General features: G+C 63.4%; 14 protein-coding genes. 13 read left to right on the top strand and 1 reads right to left on the bottom strand.

Features of this window, described 5'->3' with window-relative positions:
- Positions 1-112: 112 nt before the first annotated feature.
- Positions 113-1,030 carry a LysR family transcriptional regulator gene (locus AAFG07_RS37400; RefSeq protein WP_342724621.1) on the bottom strand — a complete coding sequence of 306 codons (918 nt, stop codon included), beginning with the start codon at positions 1,028-1,030 and terminating at the stop codon, positions 113-115.
- 85 nt (positions 1,031-1,115) lie between these two features.
- Between AAFG07_RS37400 and AAFG07_RS37395 the strand changes: the two genes are divergently transcribed.
- From AAFG07_RS37395 to AAFG07_RS37335, 13 genes are all read left to right on the top strand, one after another.
- Positions 1,116-2,540 (top strand): MmgE/PrpD family protein, encoded by a 1,425-nt coding sequence (locus AAFG07_RS37395; protein ID WP_342724620.1) that lies wholly within the window; start codon positions 1,116-1,118, stop codon positions 2,538-2,540.
- A 39-nt stretch (positions 2,541-2,579) separates the two neighbouring features.
- Positions 2,580-3,983, top strand: a complete 1,404-nt coding sequence (locus AAFG07_RS37390) for an MFS transporter (RefSeq protein ID WP_342724619.1) — start codon at positions 2,580-2,582, stop codon at positions 3,981-3,983.
- Between the two features lie 10 nt (positions 3,984-3,993).
- The gene (locus tag AAFG07_RS37385) at positions 3,994-5,202 is read left to right on the top strand and encodes a PrpF domain-containing protein (protein ID WP_342724618.1); all 1,209 of its coding nucleotides are present in this window, start codon (positions 3,994-3,996) and stop codon (positions 5,200-5,202) included.
- 14 nt (positions 5,203-5,216) lie between these two features.
- Entirely contained in the window at positions 5,217-6,098 is an 882-nt protein-coding gene (locus AAFG07_RS37380; RefSeq protein ID WP_342724617.1) for an isocitrate lyase/PEP mutase family protein, read from the top strand.
- Complete coding sequence (leuC, locus tag AAFG07_RS37375) at positions 6,095-7,498, top strand: 3-isopropylmalate dehydratase large subunit (protein ID WP_342724616.1); 1,404 nt, start codon at positions 6,095-6,097, stop codon at positions 7,496-7,498. The genes AAFG07_RS37380 and leuC overlap by 4 nt, the downstream gene beginning before the upstream one ends.
- A 2-nt stretch (positions 7,499-7,500) precedes the next feature.
- Complete coding sequence (gene leuD, locus AAFG07_RS37370) at positions 7,501-8,118, top strand: 3-isopropylmalate dehydratase small subunit (protein ID WP_342724615.1); 618 nt, start codon at positions 7,501-7,503, stop codon at positions 8,116-8,118.
- Between the two features lie 593 nt (positions 8,119-8,711).
- On the top strand, positions 8,712-9,698 hold the full coding sequence (locus AAFG07_RS37365) for an ABC transporter permease (protein ID WP_342724614.1): 987 nt from the start codon (positions 8,712-8,714) through the stop codon (positions 9,696-9,698).
- A gap of 59 nt (positions 9,699-9,757) precedes the next feature.
- Positions 9,758-10,780: a sugar ABC transporter substrate-binding protein gene (locus AAFG07_RS37360; protein WP_342724613.1), complete on the top strand. Its 1,023-nt coding sequence runs from the start codon at positions 9,758-9,760 to the stop codon at positions 10,778-10,780.
- A gap of 114 nt (positions 10,781-10,894) precedes the next feature.
- A complete protein-coding gene (locus AAFG07_RS37355; protein ID WP_342724612.1) occupies positions 10,895-13,006 on the top strand; it encodes an SMP-30/gluconolactonase/LRE family protein in 2,112 nt (703 codons plus the stop codon).
- A gap of 3 nt (positions 13,007-13,009) precedes the next feature.
- Positions 13,010-14,128, top strand: a complete 1,119-nt coding sequence (locus AAFG07_RS37350) for an SMP-30/gluconolactonase/LRE family protein (protein ID WP_342724611.1) — start codon at positions 13,010-13,012, stop codon at positions 14,126-14,128.
- Positions 14,125-15,666 (top strand): sugar ABC transporter ATP-binding protein, encoded by a 1,542-nt coding sequence (locus tag AAFG07_RS37345; protein WP_342724610.1) that lies wholly within the window; start codon positions 14,125-14,127, stop codon positions 15,664-15,666. Before AAFG07_RS37350 ends, AAFG07_RS37345 begins: the two co-directional genes overlap by 4 nt.
- A 15-nt stretch (positions 15,667-15,681) precedes the next feature.
- Positions 15,682-16,473 carry a GntR family transcriptional regulator gene (locus AAFG07_RS37340; protein ID WP_342724609.1) on the top strand — a complete coding sequence of 264 codons (792 nt, stop codon included), beginning with the start codon at positions 15,682-15,684 and terminating at the stop codon, positions 16,471-16,473.
- Between the two features lie 114 nt (positions 16,474-16,587).
- Entirely contained in the window at positions 16,588-18,267 is a 1,680-nt protein-coding gene (locus AAFG07_RS37335; RefSeq protein WP_342724608.1) for an AMP-binding protein, read from the top strand.
- The last annotated feature ends 16 nt before the right edge of the window (positions 18,268-18,283 follow it).

The raw sequence follows: 18,283 nt of genomic DNA, 5'->3' as shown, positions 1-18,283 counted from the left end.
CCGCGCGTCTGAAAGCAACATGCGGGGCCGTCGGCCCGCGAACAATAGCAATCGGCTGATCGATTATTCATGCCGCCGGAACAATCAGTCTGCCGGCGCCGGCGACGCGCGTCTATCGTGAGGCGCGCCTTGCCTGGGCGACGCGCGAACGCAACAACTTGACGAACGCCTGCGCCGCGGGCTGCAGCGGCTTGCCGCGCAGCGTCGCAATCCCGATCTCCCGGGTCGCCTTGCGCCCCCTGAGCGGCAGCAGCTTGAGCCCGTCGAGATTGAGTTGCGGCGTGACCAGGCCGGCAATGAACGAGATTCCAAGTCCGGCGCGCACCATCGCCGTTTTGGTCAATATGTTGCGCGTCAGCAGGATCGGCTCATAGGGCAATCCGGCCTCGGCAAAGACCCGCGCGAGATTGCCCCAGGCGGTCGAGTTCGGTGGAAAGCTGATGATCGGGTATTTCGCTACATCCCGCAGCTCGACCGAGCGCTGCGCGCTCAGCGGATGGCCGCTCGGCACCATCACCATGAAGGCGTCGTCGAGAAGTTTCTGGAAATTGTACTGCCGCTCCTCCGGATCGAACGGAATCACCGCGAAATCGATCTCGCCGCTGGCGAGGCGGCCGAGCTCACGGCCGAAGAAATCGTCGATCACGACGACCTCGACGCCGGGCCATTCTTCCTTGAACTGCTTGACCGCCGTAGGAACCAGGCCGGCAGCGACCGTCGAGGTGGCACCGAGCACCACCCGGCCGCGCTTGAGCTGCGCCTCGTCATTGAACTCCTGCACGATGGAGGCGAGGTCTGCGACCGTGCGTTCCGCCCGCAGTTTCAGCCGTTGTCCGGCTTCGGTGATCGTCACCCGCCTTGTGGTGCGGTAAAACAGCTTCAGCCCGAGGATCGCCTCGACGCGCTGGATTCGCGCCGTGATCGCTGGCTGCGAACAGCCCAGCGCCAGAGCTGCGGCGCGAAAGCTGCCGAGTTCGGCGATCGCCAGCACGCTTTGCAAATCGGCGGCTTCGATATTGATCAGTTTCATCTATCAATCGATCCGATCTTTCCGGATTGTTGAAAGAAAGCCCTGGGTGTTGTGTGAGTCAAACGATTTCTTCCGGGAGCGAAGCATGCAAGGCCTTATCCGACCCGCACCGCAATGCGCGCACGACGCCGCCGCGATCGATGCCATCGGCGCCACCGATGCGCTGGCGCGCTTCGTCGCGCAGACATCGTTTGCCGACCTCCCGGAGCCGGCGGTGCGCGTGCTTCGCTGCTGCTTCCTCGATTACGTCGGCAACTCGGCGTTTGCCTCCCTGCATGGCGAAAGCAGCCCGGCGATCCGTGCCGCGATCGCGCGGCTCGATGCAGCCGACGGACCTGGCACCGTGATCGGCGAGGGGCGCGGCTATTCCTGGCAATACGCGGCGCTGCTCAACGGCGCCTACGCGCATACGCTGGATTTCGACGACACCAACCAGGGCCATCCCGGCGCGCCAGTGATCTCGGCGGCGCTGGTCGAGGCCGAGCGCGTTGACGCCGGCGGTACCGCGTTTCTCGAAGCCCTGGCGGTCGGCTACGAGGTCTATTGCCGGGTCGGCGGCGCGATTACCATCGCCGGCTATGACCGCGGCTTCCACATCACGGCGATCGCCGGAATCTTCGGATCCGTCGCAGCCGTGTCGAAACTGCGCGGGCTCGATCCCCCCGCCATCGGCAACGCGTTCGGGCTGGCGCTGAGCAAGGCCTCGGGTTCGATGCAGTATCTCGAGAACGGCTCGTGGAACAAGCGGCTTCACCCAGGCTTCGCCGCACATGATGCGTTTCTCTGTGTCACGATGGCGGAGGCCGGTGTGATCGGCGCCGCCGCGGCGATCGAGGGGCGTTATGGCGTGCTGACAAGCTTCACCGGCGCGCCGCAGCCGGGCATCCTGACGAATGGTCTGGGCACCCAGTGGACGCTGCTGCGCACTGCGATCAAGCCGTATCCATCCTGTCGCTTCACCCATTCGGCCATCGATGCCGCGATCGCGCTACGGCAGCAGATCTCGGCGGCGGACCTGTCGCGCGCCGCGATCCATATCGGTCTGTCGCCGGTGGCAATGAAGATCGTCGGCGAGCGCTCACCCGCCAAGCTCGATCCGCGCAACAATGTCGACGCGCAGTTCAGCGTCTATTTCCAGGCCGCTGCCGCCTGGCTCGACGGCAAGCTCGAATGGTCGAGCTATCAACGGCTGGGTGCGCCTGACATCGTCGCGCTGGCGCAGCGCATCACGACCCATGTCGATCCTGCGATGCAGAAGATCGGATCGTCATTCACCGTCGAGATCGACGGGATCACGCTGTCGCGGACCATCGACACTCCGCTCGGCGAACCCGAGTGTCCGCTGGACTGGAACGGCCTCACTGCAAAATTCCTCTCGCTGGCTGAGCCGACCTACGGCAGCGCGAAGGCTGCGGCCATCGAGCAGGCCGTCAGGACGATGGGCCCTGCGACCGCGATGTCCGGGCTCGTCAAGGGTCTGCGCAGGGCCGCCGCGACGCCGCTGAGCTAGATCGCGCCGACCGCCACACAACACATTGGAGGAGGGAGCATGCCGCCTGCGTCGGGCGCAATGAGCGCCAATGCCGGAAATCGGCTGGATCGGTTGCCGATGAGTGGCTGGCATTATCGGCTGGTGGCGCTGGTGACCGCCGGTATGTTCGTCGATCTGTTCGAGCTCTATTCCGGCGGCAGCATCCTGGCGGCACTGGTGCAGGAGGGATGGTCGACGATGTCGGTCAACGCGACCTTCCTGTCGGTGACCTTCCTTGGATTGTTGATTGGCTCATGGTTCGCGGGCGTACTCGGCGACCGTTATGGCCGTCGCTTCTGCTACCAGCTCAACTTCGCAATCTTCGGCGTTGCATCGCTCGCCGCGGCCTTCGCACCCCACATGACCGTGCTGATCGGTCTGCGCTTCGTGATGGGGCTCGGCCTCGGCGCCGAGGTTGTCGTCGGCTATGCGACGCTGGCGGAATTCCTGCCTGCGAAGAACCGCGGCCGCTGGGTGGCCCTGATGGCGATGATCGCCAACTTCGCCTCCTTCGTGTCGCTTGTCATTGCCTATTACGTGATCCCGGCCGTGGGCTGGCGCTACATGTTCGCGATTCCAGGCATCGCGGCGCTGCTGATCTGGCAGGCGCGGCGGTCGATGCCGGAATCACCGCGCTGGCTGGAAAGCGTCGGCCGCATCGAAGAGGCGGACCAGGTCCTGTCCGAGATCGAGGCGCGCGTTGCGGCAAGCGGTCCGCTGCCGGAAGCCGCACCGCCCGCGCCGGTGCGGTCGCAGGAACCGATTTCGTCGGCCGTCCTGTTTTCGCGCCCCGTGCTGCGCCGAACGCTGATCGGCATCCTGATCAACATCACGGTCGGCTTCACGCTGTACGGCTTCCTGCAGTGGCTGCCGACCATCTTCGTGCAGCAGGGCATGACCCTCGGATCGTCGCTGCAGATCGTCATGGTGATGACGGTCGGCAAGGTCGTCGGAGCGGGCGCCGGCGTCGTGCTCACGGATTGGGTCGGTCGCAAGCCGAGCATCACGCTGTTCGCGCTGCTCTCGTCCCTACTCGGGATCGCCCTGATCTTTACCCAGGGCGACGCATTCATCGCAACCAGCTTCGTGCTCGCGGTAGCGCTCGGAGTGACCAACACGATCGCGTACACGGTCTATGTGCCGGAGCTGTTCGAGACGCGCTACCGGCTGCGCGGCACTGGGCTCTGCGGCGCCGCCGGACGGCTGGCGACGTCAGCCGTGCAGTTCCTGGTGGTCTACCTCTACGCCAATGGCGGGCTTGCCGCGATCGTGTCGATGCTCGCGGGGCTGCTGGTGATCGAGGCGATCGCGGTGCAGCTGTTCGGGCCGGAAACCAAACAGGTGTCGCTCGAACAGGCAGCCTCGCAGACTCCGGAACTCGTGCCCGAGCGAGCGCTGTCGGTCGTGCCGAACAAATCCTGAGGAGGAACGCATGAAACAACGCGTGTTGCCCGAGCAGACCGGCATTCCCTGCACCATCCTGCGCGGCGGGACCAGCAAGGGCGTCTATTTCCACGAGGCCGATCTGCCGCCGCGTGGTGCGCTGCGCGACCGGGTGCTGAAGCGGATCATGGGGACACCCGACGTGGTCCAGATCGACGGTCTCGGCGGCTCGCGGCTGATCACGTCAAAGATCGCGATCATCAAGCGCTCGTCGCGAGGCGATGCCGACGTCGATTTCACCTTCGGCCAGCTCGAGGTCGAGCAAGATGCGATCCATTGGAGCGGCAATTGCGGCAACATCTCCGCCGGCGTCGGGCCATTCGCGATCAACGCAGGTCTTGTCGAGGTCGTCTCGCCCGTCACCGTCGTTCGCATCTACAACACCAACACCGACAAGGTTCTGATCGCGCATGTCCCGGTCCGGGGCGGACGGGCAAAGGTGACCGGCGATTTCACCATCGACGGTGTGCCCGGGACCGGCGCCGAGATCTTCATGGACTATCATCTCACGCTCGGCGCCCGCACCGGGCGGATGTTGCCGACCGAGAATGCCGTCGACACGCTGGAGCTCGAAGGCGGCGATCGCATCGAGGTGACGCTGTGTGACGTCGGCAATCCCTGCGCGTTCTTTCGCGCCAGCGATGTCGGCCTCACGGGCAGCGAGCTTCCCGATGCGATCAATGGCAACCGCCCGCTGCTCACCCGGCTGGAGGACATCCGCCGCAAATCGGCGGAGCGGATGGGGTTTTCGCGGGGCTGCAGCGATCGGTCAGCTGAAGCGACGGGAGGACCGTTGCTGGTGCTGGTCGCGCCGCCAGCGGAATACGGCAATATGCGACGCGAGCAGGTGCTTGCCTCCGACATGGATCTGCGGGCGCGGCTGGTGTTCTTCAACAAGTGCCACGAGAGCATGGCGGGGACCGGATCGATGTGCACGGCAGCGGCGTCGCGAATTCCCGGTTCGCTGGTCAATCAGGCGCTCGGCGCGCCGCCGGACGGTCGCGATACGCTACGGATCGGCCATCCTCTCGGCATCATGCGGGTCCGCGTCAAGGCACGCGATGCGAATACGGTCGGCGGTGTCGCATTCGATGAGCTCGGCTTCGGCCGCACTGCGCGCCACATCATGGAAGGCACGGTCTACGTGCCGACTTCGACTTTCACCGACGTCGCCGCCGTCAGCGCCGGCAAAGCTTGAATTGGGAGAACCATATGAAACAGACCACGGCATATCGGAACCTGATGCGTTCCGGCCAAATCATTCTTGCACCCGGCGCTTATGACGGCATGACAGCGAAGCTGGTCGAGGGCGCCGGGTTTCCGGCGGTCTACATGACCGGCGCCGGCACCGCGGCGACGCTCGGTTATCCCGATTTCGGTCTGGTGACGATGACCGAAATGGTGGCGAATGCGACGACCCTGGCGCGCTCGGTCAATATACCCGTGATCGCCGATGCCGATACCGGATACGGCAACGAGCTGAATGTCACGCGCACGGTGCGCGAACATGAGGCCCGTGGCGTCGCCGGCATTCATATCGAGGACCAGGTCGCGCCGAAACGGTGCGGCCATCTCGACGGCAAGGAGATCATCCCCGCCGACGAATTCGTCGCCAAGATCCGTGCGGCCGTCGCGGCGCGGCGCGATCAGGATTTCGTCATCATCGCGCGGACCGACGCCCGCGCTGTCACGGGCTTTGACGAGGCGATTGCGCGCGCCAACGCGGCGGTCGCGGCCGGTGCCGACATGGCCTTCGTCGAGGCGGTGCAGACCATGGAGGAGCTGCAGGCAGTGCCGAAGCTGGTGCAAGGGCCGTGCCTGCTCAATGTGGTGCGCGGCGGCAAGACACCGGATATCGATTTCGCGACGGCGCAATCGATCGGCTACAGGCTTGCGATCCTGCCGAGCCTGCTGCTGCTCGCGGCAACGGAAGCCTGTATTTCCGCGCTGCGCGGCGTCAAGGAGACCAATGCGCCGCCGAGCTCGGCAGGCGCCATGCCGGTCAGCGAGCGGTTCCGCCGGCTCGGCTCCGACGAATGGATCGCGCTTTCGACCAGGTTCCGCGATGCGGCTGCGCCACGGGCGGCGGAATGACCATGGCGAAGACACTGCTCGACAAATTGTGGGACCTGCATGTCGTGGCCGATCTCGGCGGTGGCTGGTCGCTACTGCACATCGACCGCCATCTGCTGCATGACCTCTCGGGCACTGCGGGCCTCGCGGCGCTGGCGCAGAAGGGCCATGCTGTGGCAAATCCCGAGCTTGCCTTCGCAACTCCCGATCACGTGGTCTCGACACGGCCGGGGCGCACCGGCGAGACATTTGAGCCGGGCGCAAGACTCTGGGCGGGATTGCGCGATCTCTCGCACAAGGCCGGTATCCGCTATTTCGAGCTCGGCGACATGGGGCAGGGCATCGTGCATGTGATGGCGCCCGAGCTCGGCATCACGCTGCCCGGCGTCTCGCTGATCTGCGGCGACAGCCACACCTGCACCAATGGCGGGCTGGGTGCGCTGGCCTTCGGGGTAGGCTCGTCCGAGCTGACGCATGCACTGGCCACGCAGACGCTGCGTCAGCGCAGACCCAAGGCGATGCGGGTTCGGTTCGAAGGCAAGCCCGGCAAGGGCGTGACATCAAAGGATCTCATCCTGCATCTGATCGGCAAGGTCGGTGCATCGGCCGGCACGGGATACGCCGTCGAATATGGCGGTGAAGCGGTCAGGGCCATGGACGTCGAAGCCCGGATGACCATGTGCAATCTGTCGATCGAGCTCGGTGCCAAGATCGGCTTCGTCGCTCCCGACGAGACCACGTTCCGCTACGTCGAAGGACGCCGCTTCGCGCCCAGGGGCAAGGCGTTCGACGATGCGCTCGCGCATTGGCGTTCGCTCCATGCCGACGCCGACGCACGCTATGATCGTGACGAGATCGTCCGTGCCGACGATGTCGCGCCGACCGTCACCTGGGGCACGAGCCCGGAGCATGCGATCGCGATCGATCAGGCCATCCCCGATCCGGCCACTGCGCCCGATCCTGTCAGTCGCAAGGCGTGGCAGGAGGCGCTGGACTATATGGCGCTGACGCCGGGGCGGCCAATCGCTGGCACCAAGGTCGATTGGGTGTTCATCGGCTCCTGCACCAATTCGCGGCTGTCCGACCTGCGCGAGGCCGCCGGTCTTTCGCGCGGCCGGCAGGTCGCGCCCGGGCTCAATGCCTGGATAGTTCCGGGCTCGGAGAAGGTGAAGCGCAAGGCGGAGGCCGAAGGCCTCGACGCCGTGTTCAAGGCCGCCGGCTTTCAATGGCGGGAGCCCGGTTGCAGCATGTGTGTTGCGGCGAACGGGGAGCAGGTGCCGACGGGCGCCCGCTGCGTCTCGACATCGAACCGCAACTTCGTCGGCCGGCAGGGGCCGGGTGCGCGCACCCATCTCGCAAGCCCCGCCATGGCGGTCGCGGCCGCGGTCACCGGAATGATCACCGATGTAAGGAAACTCTGAGGATGCAACCATTCACTCAGGTCACCGGCCCCGCTGCCGCGCTGCCGCGCGCCAATATCGATACCGATCTCATCATTCGGATCGAGCGGCTGACGTCGGTGCCGCGCGACCAACTCGGACGTTATGCGCTTGAGGCGCTGCGCTATCACAAGGACGGTAGCGAGAATCCGGATTTCGTGCTGAACCGGCCGGCGTTCCGCGCTGCGCCGATCCTGATCGCGGGCGCGAACTTCGGCTGCGGCTCATCGCGCGAAGGCGCTGTATGGGCGCTGATGGCAGCAGGGCTGCGCTGTGTCATCGCCGAGAGCTTTGGCGACATCTTCTACAACAACTGCTTCCAGAACGGCATGCTTCCGGTCGCTCTCCCGGAATTAGCCGTCAGGACGATCTCGGCGCAGACCGCGCAGGGCGAGGCGCTCACTGTCGACCTAGTCAGTCAGTCCATCGCATTGCCCGATGGCGAGCAGATCGGCTTCGAGATCGATGCCGCCCGGCGGAAGACATTGATCGAAGGGATCGACGAGATCGAGCTGACGCTGCGGCAGCGGGACGACATCGTTGCCTGGCAACAGCACGACCGCGCCGCTCGCGGCTGGGTCTGGGTGTTGTCGGGCGCCTGATAGTGGCTGGCGCTATCACGGGCTATTGCCGTTAGGCGCTCAGGAAAAGCGGCCGGAAGATACCCATAGAGCCTTCGATTTCTACTTAGGTTTGGCGCGGTCGAAGAGAATGCAGGTTCAAATCCTGCCGCTGCGCCCTGCCCGAAGTATGACAGGGCCGAAAGGCACTTTAGAGCGCGAAATGCACTTTAACTCGTTTTCCGCCCCTGTAACTCATTGAAGCTACAGGAAATGCGACCTCCCTCCGAGCGCACCATAAACCCACGCCGAGTTTTGCAGCCCCCGTCGAATATACGGCTCGGCATCAATCTCACTTGCCGCGTGGACAGACCCCCGCGGCTCGTAGTGTTGAATGTATCCAATTTATATTTTTCAGCTCCGTGCTTTCGATCTGCTGTCGCCTTGGCTAATGCCGAATATGGCGGGTTATCATGTATAACCAACTGATAAGAATTACTATATTGTCGATTTTGGCGGCTGCGTTTTCTTACGCGAGATATCCCGTCACTTGGCGATCTGGATACAGAAGTTGACTTCTGGATACATTTTGTCCAGTTTCCGTCTAGAATAAAAATCAACCTTGGGAGGACCCGGTGACCGGCATTTCGGGCGCGCGCGGGCCGAAATTGACGCAGACGACCGCCGTGCTGGCGATGTGCGCGGTGTTGATCGTCGTTTTCTCGATCTTCCTGAAGGGCTTTCTGACGCTCGGCAATCTGTTCGCGCTGGCGCGCAACATTTCGATACTTGGCATTCTCGCGCTCGGCATGGCGGTCGTCGTGATCGGCCGTGGACTCGATCTGTCGCAAGTCGCTTCCTTCGCTGCCTCCACCGCGATCGCGATCATTCTGATGAACTCAGGCTACGCGACGCCGGTGGCTCTGCTGATCGGCTTCGTGATGGCAATTGCCATCGGCATCCTGAACGGGTTTCTCATCTCGGTGATCGAGATGCCGCCGCTGCTGACGACGCTTGCATCCAGCCTTGCAGTGTTGGGAATCGTGCGCACCACGGCTGTGCAGCACTATGTCGTGTACCTTTCGAAGGGGCACGACGAGTTCCTGCGGCTGGGCGGAAACATCTGGGGGGGCGTCCCGATCTCGATCCTGATCTTCGCGGCCACTGCGCTCGTCGTGCATCTCTTCCTGTCGCGCACGGTCATCGGGCGCTTCGTCTATGCCCACGGCGACAACCCCGATGCCGCGCGCCAGACCGGTCTGCCGACCCGTCCGCTGACCATGATCGAATACGCGCTGTGTGCGGCGATCGGCTACGTCGGCGGCGTCGTGATGGTCGCGCAGACGGCGCTGATGCATCTCCAGGTTGCGGAATCGACGATCATTTTCGATGTCATCATGGTCGTGGTGCTCGGTGGCGTCAGCCTCGTCGGCGGCCGCGGCAATGTGATGAGCGTCATCGCCGGAACGCTACTGATCGGCGTGCTGCTGAATGGCATGACCATCATGGACATGGACGTGCAGACCCAGAATATCGTCAAGGGAATCGTGTTGCTGATCGCAATCCTGCTCGATTCCCGGCTGCACCCGCGCGACGAAGAGACGTCGAAGCAGGGCGATTGAAGCCCTGTTTCCATCAACGGGCCGCAACAGTCGGCCGGCATAGAAGGGGAGGAAGGAACATGACGAAAGCAGTGCACAGGAAGGCGCTTGCCGGCTTCGGGCTGGCGGCGATTGTGGCAACCGCCGTGCTGGTGACGGTGCCATCGCAGGCGGCAGGACCTCGCGACCAGCTGCGCGAGAAATTCGACAAGGCGCTCAAGGGTAAGACGGTGGCCTGGTCGCCGGTCTGGATGGGTGTACTGGAATCCGAGTGGACGCGCGTGATGAAAGACCGTTTCGATGATTACGGCATCAAGCTCGTCACGCGTGACGCCAACATGAAGTCCGACATCCAGCTTCAGACCGTCAGCGACTACATCAACGAAAAGCCTGATGTGCTCGTTGTTCAAAATCCGAACGTCACGCTGCTCGCCAAGGAGCTCAAGCGTGCGATGGATGCGGGCATCTATGTCGTGCAGGTCAACATGGCGTCGAACACCCTGAGCGACGCCTATGTCGGCGTCGATGCCAAGGATCTCGGCACCAAAATCGCCCGCGAGGTGATCAACCAGTGCGGCGGCGGCAAGGGTTCGGGGGAGATCGCGATCCTCGAAGGCGAGGCGACCGCAGCCTATTCGCTGGACATGAAGAACGGCGCCATGGAAGTGTTCAAGACCGACCCGTCGATCAAGGTCGTGTCGTCGCAGCCGACAAGCTGGGACGCCAACAAGGCCGGCGATATCACGACGACCGTGTTGCAGCAGCATCCCAAGCTGTGCGGGATCCTCAGCGTCTGGGGACCGCAAACTGCCGGCGCAGCGCAGGCGATCAAGGCGGCCAACATGGGCGACAAGGTGAAGGTGTTCGTTGCCAGCGACGGGCAGCCCGCGGATTGCGATCTGCTGGAACAGGGCGCGTTCTCCGCGAACCTGTCGTATCGCGCCGACGTGCAGGGACAGACCATTGCCGACGCGGTGATCGCGCTCTTGCAGAGCGGCGACAAGCCGGGCTCGAAGAACGTCGCCTATTACACGACCCCCGCCTGGGTGAAGTCGAAGGACGATCGGATGTACTGCTTCAGCATCCCGAAGGGCGCGAAGTAAACGTTCCGGCGCCCGCGCCCCCTGCGGCGCGGGCATCCCGGAGTTGCCGATTCCCATTCCCTGCGTCGTCCCGCCGTTCGGCCGCGCCTGTGCCGAGCCCGCCGGAGTCTGTTGATGAAAAGCCTGCAACGAGCCTGGCATCGCCATTCGCCCCAGCTGCTCCTGGGTGAGCTGCTTGAAAAGCGGTGGATGGAGCCGATCATTCCATTCACGCTCACGATCGCGGTGTTCCTGGCATTCGCGGTGATGATCCCGCGCTACCTGACAGCGGGCAGCCTTCAGGAACTGATGCGGAATTTCGCGGAGCAGGGGATGGTCGCGGTCGCGATGGCCTTCTCGGTGCTGTCAGGTGGCATCGATCTGTCGGTCGGCGCGGTGTTCGCGATGTCGAACTTCCTCGCACTCTATCTGTATCTCATTGTCGGGCTGCCGCTGCCGTTGATGATCGTTCTTGTCATCCTGTTCGGCGCCGCAATGGGGGCGATCAACGGTGGCCTGATTGCCTACGGCAAAACCCGGCCGTTCCTGACGACCCTGGTCGTCCTCATCATCGTCCGCGCGGCCTACAACAAGGTGACGGTTGCGTTCACGGATGAGCTCGCAAGCATCGATAGCGGGTCCAGTGCATGGGATTTCATGGGGTCGGGCAGAGCTCTCGGCATTCCCGTCAATATGCTGGTGTTGATCGTGCTTGCCGTCGGAACACACTTCTTTCTCACCCGTATCAAGCCAGGCGTCCACATCATGGCGGTTGGATCGAGCCGCAAGGCGGCCCGCCACGCCGGTGTCAACGTCAAGCGCGTGCTGTTCTCGGCGTATGTGATGTCAGGGTCGATCGCGGCACTGGCGGGGATCCTTTATGCAGCTCGGCAAAGCAGTTCGGGCACCGACACCGGCGTCGGCTGGGAGATCAACGCGCTGGCCGCGGTGGTCCTTGGCGGCATCAGTCTTGCCGGCGGCCGCGGCACCATCGCGCGCGCCGTCATGGGCGCAGCGATCATCTTCATGCTCACCAGCGGCATGGTGCGGCTCGGGATTTCCGGCAACCTGACGACAGCCATCATCGGCGTCATCCTGCTGCTCGCGGTCGGCTTCAATGTGAAGTGGGTCAAGAACAAGGGCAAGGTGCTGCAAAAGGTCTATGTCACCCCAAGCTGGGTCGATTTCGAGCCCCCGCCGTCGGTCGAGCGCGGCAGCGGCACGCCGTTCGCGGAGAACGACCGCCTGAAGAATGCGGAGGCGATCGCGCTCAACATGATCGAGGGCCCGGAGGACGTCATCCTCGACCGCAAGGACAACCTCTATACCGTCAACCGCAATGGCTCGATCATTCGCTTTCTCGCGCCTGACTATACCGCGCGTGAGGAGTTCGCGCGCATCGGCGGCCGGCCGCTTGGGTTGGCATTTGATCGGGACCAGAACCTCCTTGTCTGCATCGCCGGGATGGGAGTGTATGGCGTCAAGCCCGATCGATCGGTCTTCAAGGTCACCGACCGCACCACACGTACGCGTACACGCCTCAAGGACGACTCGCGGCTCTATCTCGCCGACGATCTCGACGTCGCGCCCGACGGCAAGATCTACTTCAGCGAAGCCTCGACGCGCTACGAGCTGACCGACTGGGCGCTCGACGGCTTTGAGGGCCGCGGCAACGGCCGGCTGATCTGCCACGATCCGAAAACCGGCACCACCAAGACCGTCCTCAAAAACCTGACATTCCCCAACGGCATCTGCATCTCGCATGACGGCCGGTCGGTGCTGTGGGCGAGCACCTGGCTGTGCCAGGTCAACCGCTACTGGATCGCCGGCCCGAAGGCAGGCACCAGCGAGATCCTGATCGACAACCTTCCAGGCTATTGCGACAACATCAACCGCGCCTCGGATGGCAAATATTGGCTTGCCTTCGTCGGCCTGCGCACGCCGGTCTATGACCTTGCAATGCGCAATCCCGTTTTCCGCACCCGGATGGTCAAGCAGATCCCACCGGACGAGTGGCTGTGCCCGGGGATCAACTACGGCTGCGTGGCCAAGTTCGACGACAATGGCGTCGTGACCGAATCGCTTTGGGATCCGGGCGGGCTTTCGCATCCAACGATCACCTCGGTCCGCGAACACAAGGGCTACCTCTATATCGGGGGTCTCGAGAATAACCGCATCGGCCGTATCCGCCTGCAGGACGCTGATCCGACCTGGGAAGCGCACAAATCTTATTGGGGAGAGGCCTGAGCCATGTCTCTGCTTGGCGACATCGTCGATCGCGTGTTGTTCCCGAACCGGGAGCTTCATGGCATTCCGGTGCTCGACGGCGCGTTCTCCCCGAACCAGCGGCTCGACGGTGCCCGCCAGCTCGGCGCAGAGATCGAACGGCCGGATGACATCGCATTCGGGCAGGACGGTGCGCTTTATGTCTCGACCGGCAACAGCATCCTGCGTTGTACTGGGGATGATTTCGACGCGCGGGAGGTGTTCGCAACACTTGACGGTCCTGTCGGCGGGCTTGCCTCCGTGCCGGACGGCAGGCTGCTGGCTTGCATTTCTGGCGTTGGATTGGTGGCGCTTTCGCCAGTCGGGAAGATCGTCGCAAAGCTCGAAAGCGTCGGTGGTGAGAAGATTGCCTGTGCGTTGTCGGTGACGGTAGCCCCCGATGGGGCGATCTATCTGACCGACGGTTCGCGTACCAACCAGGCTGACCTCTGGCTTACCGACCTGATGCAGAATCGCGCCCCATCGGGCCGGCTCATCGCTTGCGATGCCTCGCTCGGTGGCGCGAGCGTGCGTGCGGACAAGCTTGCTTGGCCGCTTGGCGTGGTCGCTTCCAGCGACGGCAATGAGGTGTGGGTCGCCGAATCCTGGGCTCATCGCCTGACCGCTTTTCCACGCGACGGCGGTGAGAGACGCGTGATCGTCAAGAACTATACCGGCTATCCGGCGCGTCTTGGCCGCGGCGCGGACGGAGAGGTCTGGATGGCCTTCCTGGCGCTTCGCACGCAGCTGACCGAATTCGTCCTGCGCGAACGGGCATTCTGCGAAGAAATGATGCGGACGGTACCATCGGAGCTTTGGATCGGGCCGGTGCTGGATGGTCGCCTCAATCCGCGCGAGCCGACCCAGATCGGCCGCATCAAGAAGCTCGGCATTCAGAAGCCGTGGGCGCCGCCGCGTTCGTATGGTCTCGTTGCGCGGCTGGATGCCAAGGGCATAGCGGTGGAGACGTTGCACAGCCGAGTAGATGGTCGGGTCCATGGAGTAACCGCCGTCCGCCCGATTGGCTCTCGCGTGCTCGCGGTGTCCAAGGGACGCGATTGCCTGGTTGAACTGCCGCGTGGTCGCGGCGCCCAGAAAGGATGAGCGCCATGCCCGCGGAACAACAGGCAGGCACCCCGCTGCTGCAGGTCGTCAATGGTAGCAAGGTCTATGGCGGCCTGCATGCGATCGACGGCGTCAATTTCGATCTGCGGCCGGGCGAAATCCACGCGCTGCTGGGTGAGAACGGTGCGGGAAAGTCGACGCTGTGCAAGGCGATCGCCGGCGCAATCGTCCTGACCTCCGGGGACTATATGATCCGTGGACGCAAGGTCTCGTTTTCCTCGCCAAAGGAGGCGCTCGAGGGCGGCGTCGCGATGGTCTACCAGGAGTCCAGTCTGGTGCCGTCGATGACGGTCGCGCAGAATCTCGAACTCGGCATGGAGAAGTGGGTTACTGTCTATAGCAAGATCAATATTGCGGCGACGCAGTCGTTGCAATCGATGAACTTCAATGTCGATCCGCTGGTGCTGGTCGAGAATCTCGGAACTGCCAAGCGGCAGATGGTCGAGATCGTGCGTGCCGTACGCCACAATGCACAGGTCTTCATCTTCGATGAACCGACTGCGTCGTTGACGCCCGAAGAAACGCAGCATTTGTTCCATCTTCTCAACACCCTGAAAGAGAAGGGCGCCGGGATCATCTTCATCTCGCATGCGCTGGAAGAAGCGCTCAATATCGCCGATCGCATCACCGTACTCCGGGACGGCAAGCTCGTCGCCACGGTGCCCGCAAAGGACGTCACCCGCGACTCGCTCGTCCGCATGATGGTTGGCCGCGAGGAAACGGCAGCTCAGTACGCGACCCACGGGGCTGATCCGGATGCACCGAAGGCGCAGTCGGCGCGCGGAGAGAAGGTGCTTTCGGTCGAGAATGTGACGATGGGCAGCATCGTCAAGAATATGTCCTTCTCGGTCTTCAACGGGGAAGTCGTCGGTATTTTCGGACTGGTGGGCGCAGGACGTTCCGAGATTGCGCAGATCGTCAGCGGCGCGCGCAAGCGCAACTTCCTGCGCGGCGGGATGATCTATCTCCGGGACAAGCCCGTCCGCTACCGGGTGCCGCGGCAGGCGGTGCGCGATGGAATCGCATATATCACCGAGGATCGGAAAGTCGACGGCTTCTTCGAGACAATGACGGTGGATCAGAATATCTATCTTGGCTATCTGTCGTCGCCGCGCATCAGGCGGTTCTTCTACTCCGCGCGCGAGATGAAGCGGATTGCCGATCGATGGATCTCGGCACTCTCCATCTCGGCGCTGAAGCGAACATTGAAGATTGTAGAATATTCCGGCGGCAATCAGCAGAAGGTCGTGGTGGGGAAGTCTCTGGCGCAGGAACCGACAGTGGTCATCTTCGACGAGCCGACGCGAGGGGTCGATGTCAGCGCCATTCCGCAGATCCACCAGGCAATTCGCGGGCTGGCGGGCGAGAACAAGGCGGTCGTCGTGATCTCTTCCTATTTGCCGGAGATCCTGGCGATCTCGGATCGGATACTGGTCGCGCGCGGCGGGCGTATCGTCGAGGAAATGACGCGGGCCGATGCGACCGAGGACAAGATCATGTACGCGGCCATTCACTGACAAGGAGGGCCTTTTATGAGTGCCTATCAGCGGCCTCCCCATTGGAACGACACGGCGCGCGACGCTAACGAAGACGATCCGGAGGGCGGTCGGCTGATGAGCGAGCGGATCGCAAGTGAAATCCGCAGCGCGGTGTTGAGCGGGGAGATGCGGCCGGGTACGCGGATCCGGCAGGAGCTTCTCGCGGCGCATTTCGGAGCGAGTCGCATTCCCGTGCGCGAAGCCCTGAAGCAGCTCGAGAACGAGGGGCTGGTCGTGATGGCGCCGAACCGCGGTGCCTGGATTGCGGACGTCAACTCGGAAGAATCGATCGAGATTTACAAGATACGTGAAGCGGTCGAGCCCCTTGCCATCGGCGAAAGCGTACCGAACCTGACCGACGAGGACATCGAGGCGCTTGACCGCATCGTACGCGAACTCGAGCAGGTCACGACGCTCGAGGAATACATCCAGCTTGATCGGGAGTTTCATCTACGCACATATTCGCGCGCGCAGATGCCGCAATTGCTGGCGATGGTCGAGCGCTTCTGGAACAGCACGCAGCATTTCCGGCGGCAATTCGTCAGCGAAACGTATGCCAAGGACGGCTTCCCTTTCTCCGATCCCCAGCACGTCCTGATCATGGATGCGATCCGGGCGCGCGATGTCGACGCCGCGCAGGTGCTGGTACGCCTCCACATCCGGCGCACGCGCGTTGTCATTCAGGCTAAGGAGAGCGGGATGGTCCGACCGCCCCTTGCGAGCCGCGCCGCGTCGCCGCACGCCCGTCTCGGCTCGGTCTATCGAGGGAAAAGGTCCAATGACTAGTTTCCGGAGCGCCGGCGTCGTCCGCGACACGTTGATGATGGCGGCCGGCCATCAGAGCGGCAGGGTCGGGCGCGGCGGGAATCGTTGCGACCGCGGCGGCAACGGGCAATGAGGATGATGGCCGAATCCGATTCCGCATCACGGCTGCGCGCTTATGAGGAGGCCGCAGGCCGGCTGCGGGCGCGTCTCGTGGATTCGCCTGTCGTTGTTCCCGATTGCAGTACGCTGACGGCGCTCGATCTGTTTCGCTCCGCGCCGCGCGAGGCACCGGCACTGTTCTATTTCGATGCGATGCAGACCTATGGCGATGTTGACCGATACAGCGACCGGCTCGCCGCTGTGTTCGCACGCAAAGGGGTTGGGCGGGGGGACCGGGTCGCCGTCATTCTTCAGAATGTGCCGCAATTCGTCATCGTCAGCGTGGCGGCCTGGAAGGTCGGGGCCATTGTCGTCAGCCTCAACCCGATGTACCGCACGCCGGAGCTTCGGAAGCTGTTCAAGGACTGCGAGCCCAAGGCGGTGATTTGCCACGATGACCAATGGGACAATGTTTTCACGGCGGCCACTACGGTCGATCCCGAACTGGTGCTCTGGACTGCCGCTCGCGAATTCCAGATGAGAAACGATGTCCGCGTGCTGCCGGAGCCGGGCCGAGCGCCGCAGGCTCATGCGCTGGACATGATCCTCGCCGAAGACCAACCGGTCCCGCCGGTTCCGGTTCTGACCTCCGACGACATCGGGCTGCTGCTCTACACGTCCGGGACCACGGGCGTTCCCAAGGGTGCGATGCTGGCGCATCGTAATCTGGTGGCGACGGCGGTGATCTGCCGCGATCATTTTGAGCTGAACGGCATGTCGCGGATCTTTGGTGTCGCGCCGCTGTTCCACATCACCGGCTTCGAGATCCAGATGGTCGCGGCTTTCGCCGCGCACGCGGCGATGGTGCTGACCTATCGCTTCCAGCCGCAGGTCGCGCTCGATGCCTTTCTTGAATGGCGGCCGACATTCATCGTGGGCGCCATTACCGCGTTCATCGCGCTCATGAACCAGGCCGACGCGACCAGCCGCCATTTCGAGAGCTTTGTACATCTCTATTCCGGCGGCGCGCCGATTGCTCCCTCGGTCATCGACGCGTTCGCGAAACGGTTTGGGAGGGCGATCCGCAGTTCCTACGGAATGACTGAACTGACCTCTGCAAGTCACCTTGCACCCAACGAAGGTCCGATTCCCGTCGATCCAGGGTCCGGTGCGCTTTCTATCGGCAGGCCGACGGCCGCCGTCGATGCGATCGTCGTTGACGACGAGCGTCGCCCGCTCGGGCCCGGCGAGCATGGCGAAGTAGTTGTGCGCGGTTCGGGCGTGATGGCGGGCTACTGGAAAAAGCCGACGGAAACCGACGAGGTGCTGAGCAATGGTTGGCTGCACAGCGGCGACGTCGGCTTCTTTGACGAGAACGGCTGGTTCTATCTGGTGGACCGCAAGAAAGACATGATCTCCGCCTCCGGCTTCAAGGTCTGGCCACGCGAAGTTGAGGACGTGATCTACGGCTTTCCGGGTGTGCGCGAGGCAGCCGTCGTCGGCGCCGCCGATTCCTATCGGGGAGAGACGGTGGTGGCGTTCGTGTCCGCCCAAGCCGGTACGACAATCGATGTCGCCGCGCTCTCCCGCTTCTGTCGCGAGCGACTGGCAGCCTACAAATGCCCCGTCGACATTCGCGTGTTGGACGATCTGCCGAAGACGGAATCCGGAAAGATCACCCGAAACACGCTCAGGGACGGCCTGCGCACCGGTTAAGGAGAATTTACGTGGA

The sequence above is a fragment of the Bradyrhizobium sp. B097 genome (assembly GCF_038957035.1).
Lineage (GTDB): Bacteria > Pseudomonadota > Alphaproteobacteria > Rhizobiales > Xanthobacteraceae > Bradyrhizobium.
This window is presented reverse-complemented; position numbering and strand designations above follow the sequence as displayed.

Excerpts from the sequence above, each read along its gene's own strand:
- AAFG07_RS37400 (WP_342724621.1), bottom strand. The coding sequence starts at position 1,030 with ATGAAACTGATCAATATCGAAGCCGCCGATTTGCAAAGCGTGCTGGCG.
- AAFG07_RS37395 (WP_342724620.1), top strand. The coding sequence starts at position 1,116 with ATGCAAGGCCTTATCCGACCCGCACCGCAATGCGCGCACGACGCCGCC.
- AAFG07_RS37390 (WP_342724619.1), top strand. The coding sequence starts at position 2,580 with ATGCCGCCTGCGTCGGGCGCAATGAGCGCCAATGCCGGAAATCGGCTG.
- AAFG07_RS37385 (WP_342724618.1), top strand. The coding sequence starts at position 3,994 with ATGAAACAACGCGTGTTGCCCGAGCAGACCGGCATTCCCTGCACCATC.
- AAFG07_RS37380 (WP_342724617.1), top strand. The coding sequence starts at position 5,217 with ATGAAACAGACCACGGCATATCGGAACCTGATGCGTTCCGGCCAAATC.
- leuC (WP_342724616.1), top strand. The coding sequence starts at position 6,095 with ATGACCATGGCGAAGACACTGCTCGACAAATTGTGGGACCTGCATGTC.
- leuD (WP_342724615.1), top strand. The coding sequence starts at position 7,501 with ATGCAACCATTCACTCAGGTCACCGGCCCCGCTGCCGCGCTGCCGCGC.
- AAFG07_RS37360 (WP_342724613.1), top strand. The coding sequence starts at position 9,758 with ATGACGAAAGCAGTGCACAGGAAGGCGCTTGCCGGCTTCGGGCTGGCG.
- AAFG07_RS37355 (WP_342724612.1), top strand. The coding sequence starts at position 10,895 with ATGAAAAGCCTGCAACGAGCCTGGCATCGCCATTCGCCCCAGCTGCTC.
- AAFG07_RS37350 (WP_342724611.1), top strand. The coding sequence starts at position 13,010 with ATGTCTCTGCTTGGCGACATCGTCGATCGCGTGTTGTTCCCGAACCGG.
- AAFG07_RS37345 (WP_342724610.1), top strand. The coding sequence starts at position 14,125 with ATGAGCGCCATGCCCGCGGAACAACAGGCAGGCACCCCGCTGCTGCAG.
- AAFG07_RS37340 (WP_342724609.1), top strand. The coding sequence starts at position 15,682 with ATGAGTGCCTATCAGCGGCCTCCCCATTGGAACGACACGGCGCGCGAC.
- AAFG07_RS37335 (WP_342724608.1), top strand. The coding sequence starts at position 16,588 with ATGATGGCCGAATCCGATTCCGCATCACGGCTGCGCGCTTATGAGGAG.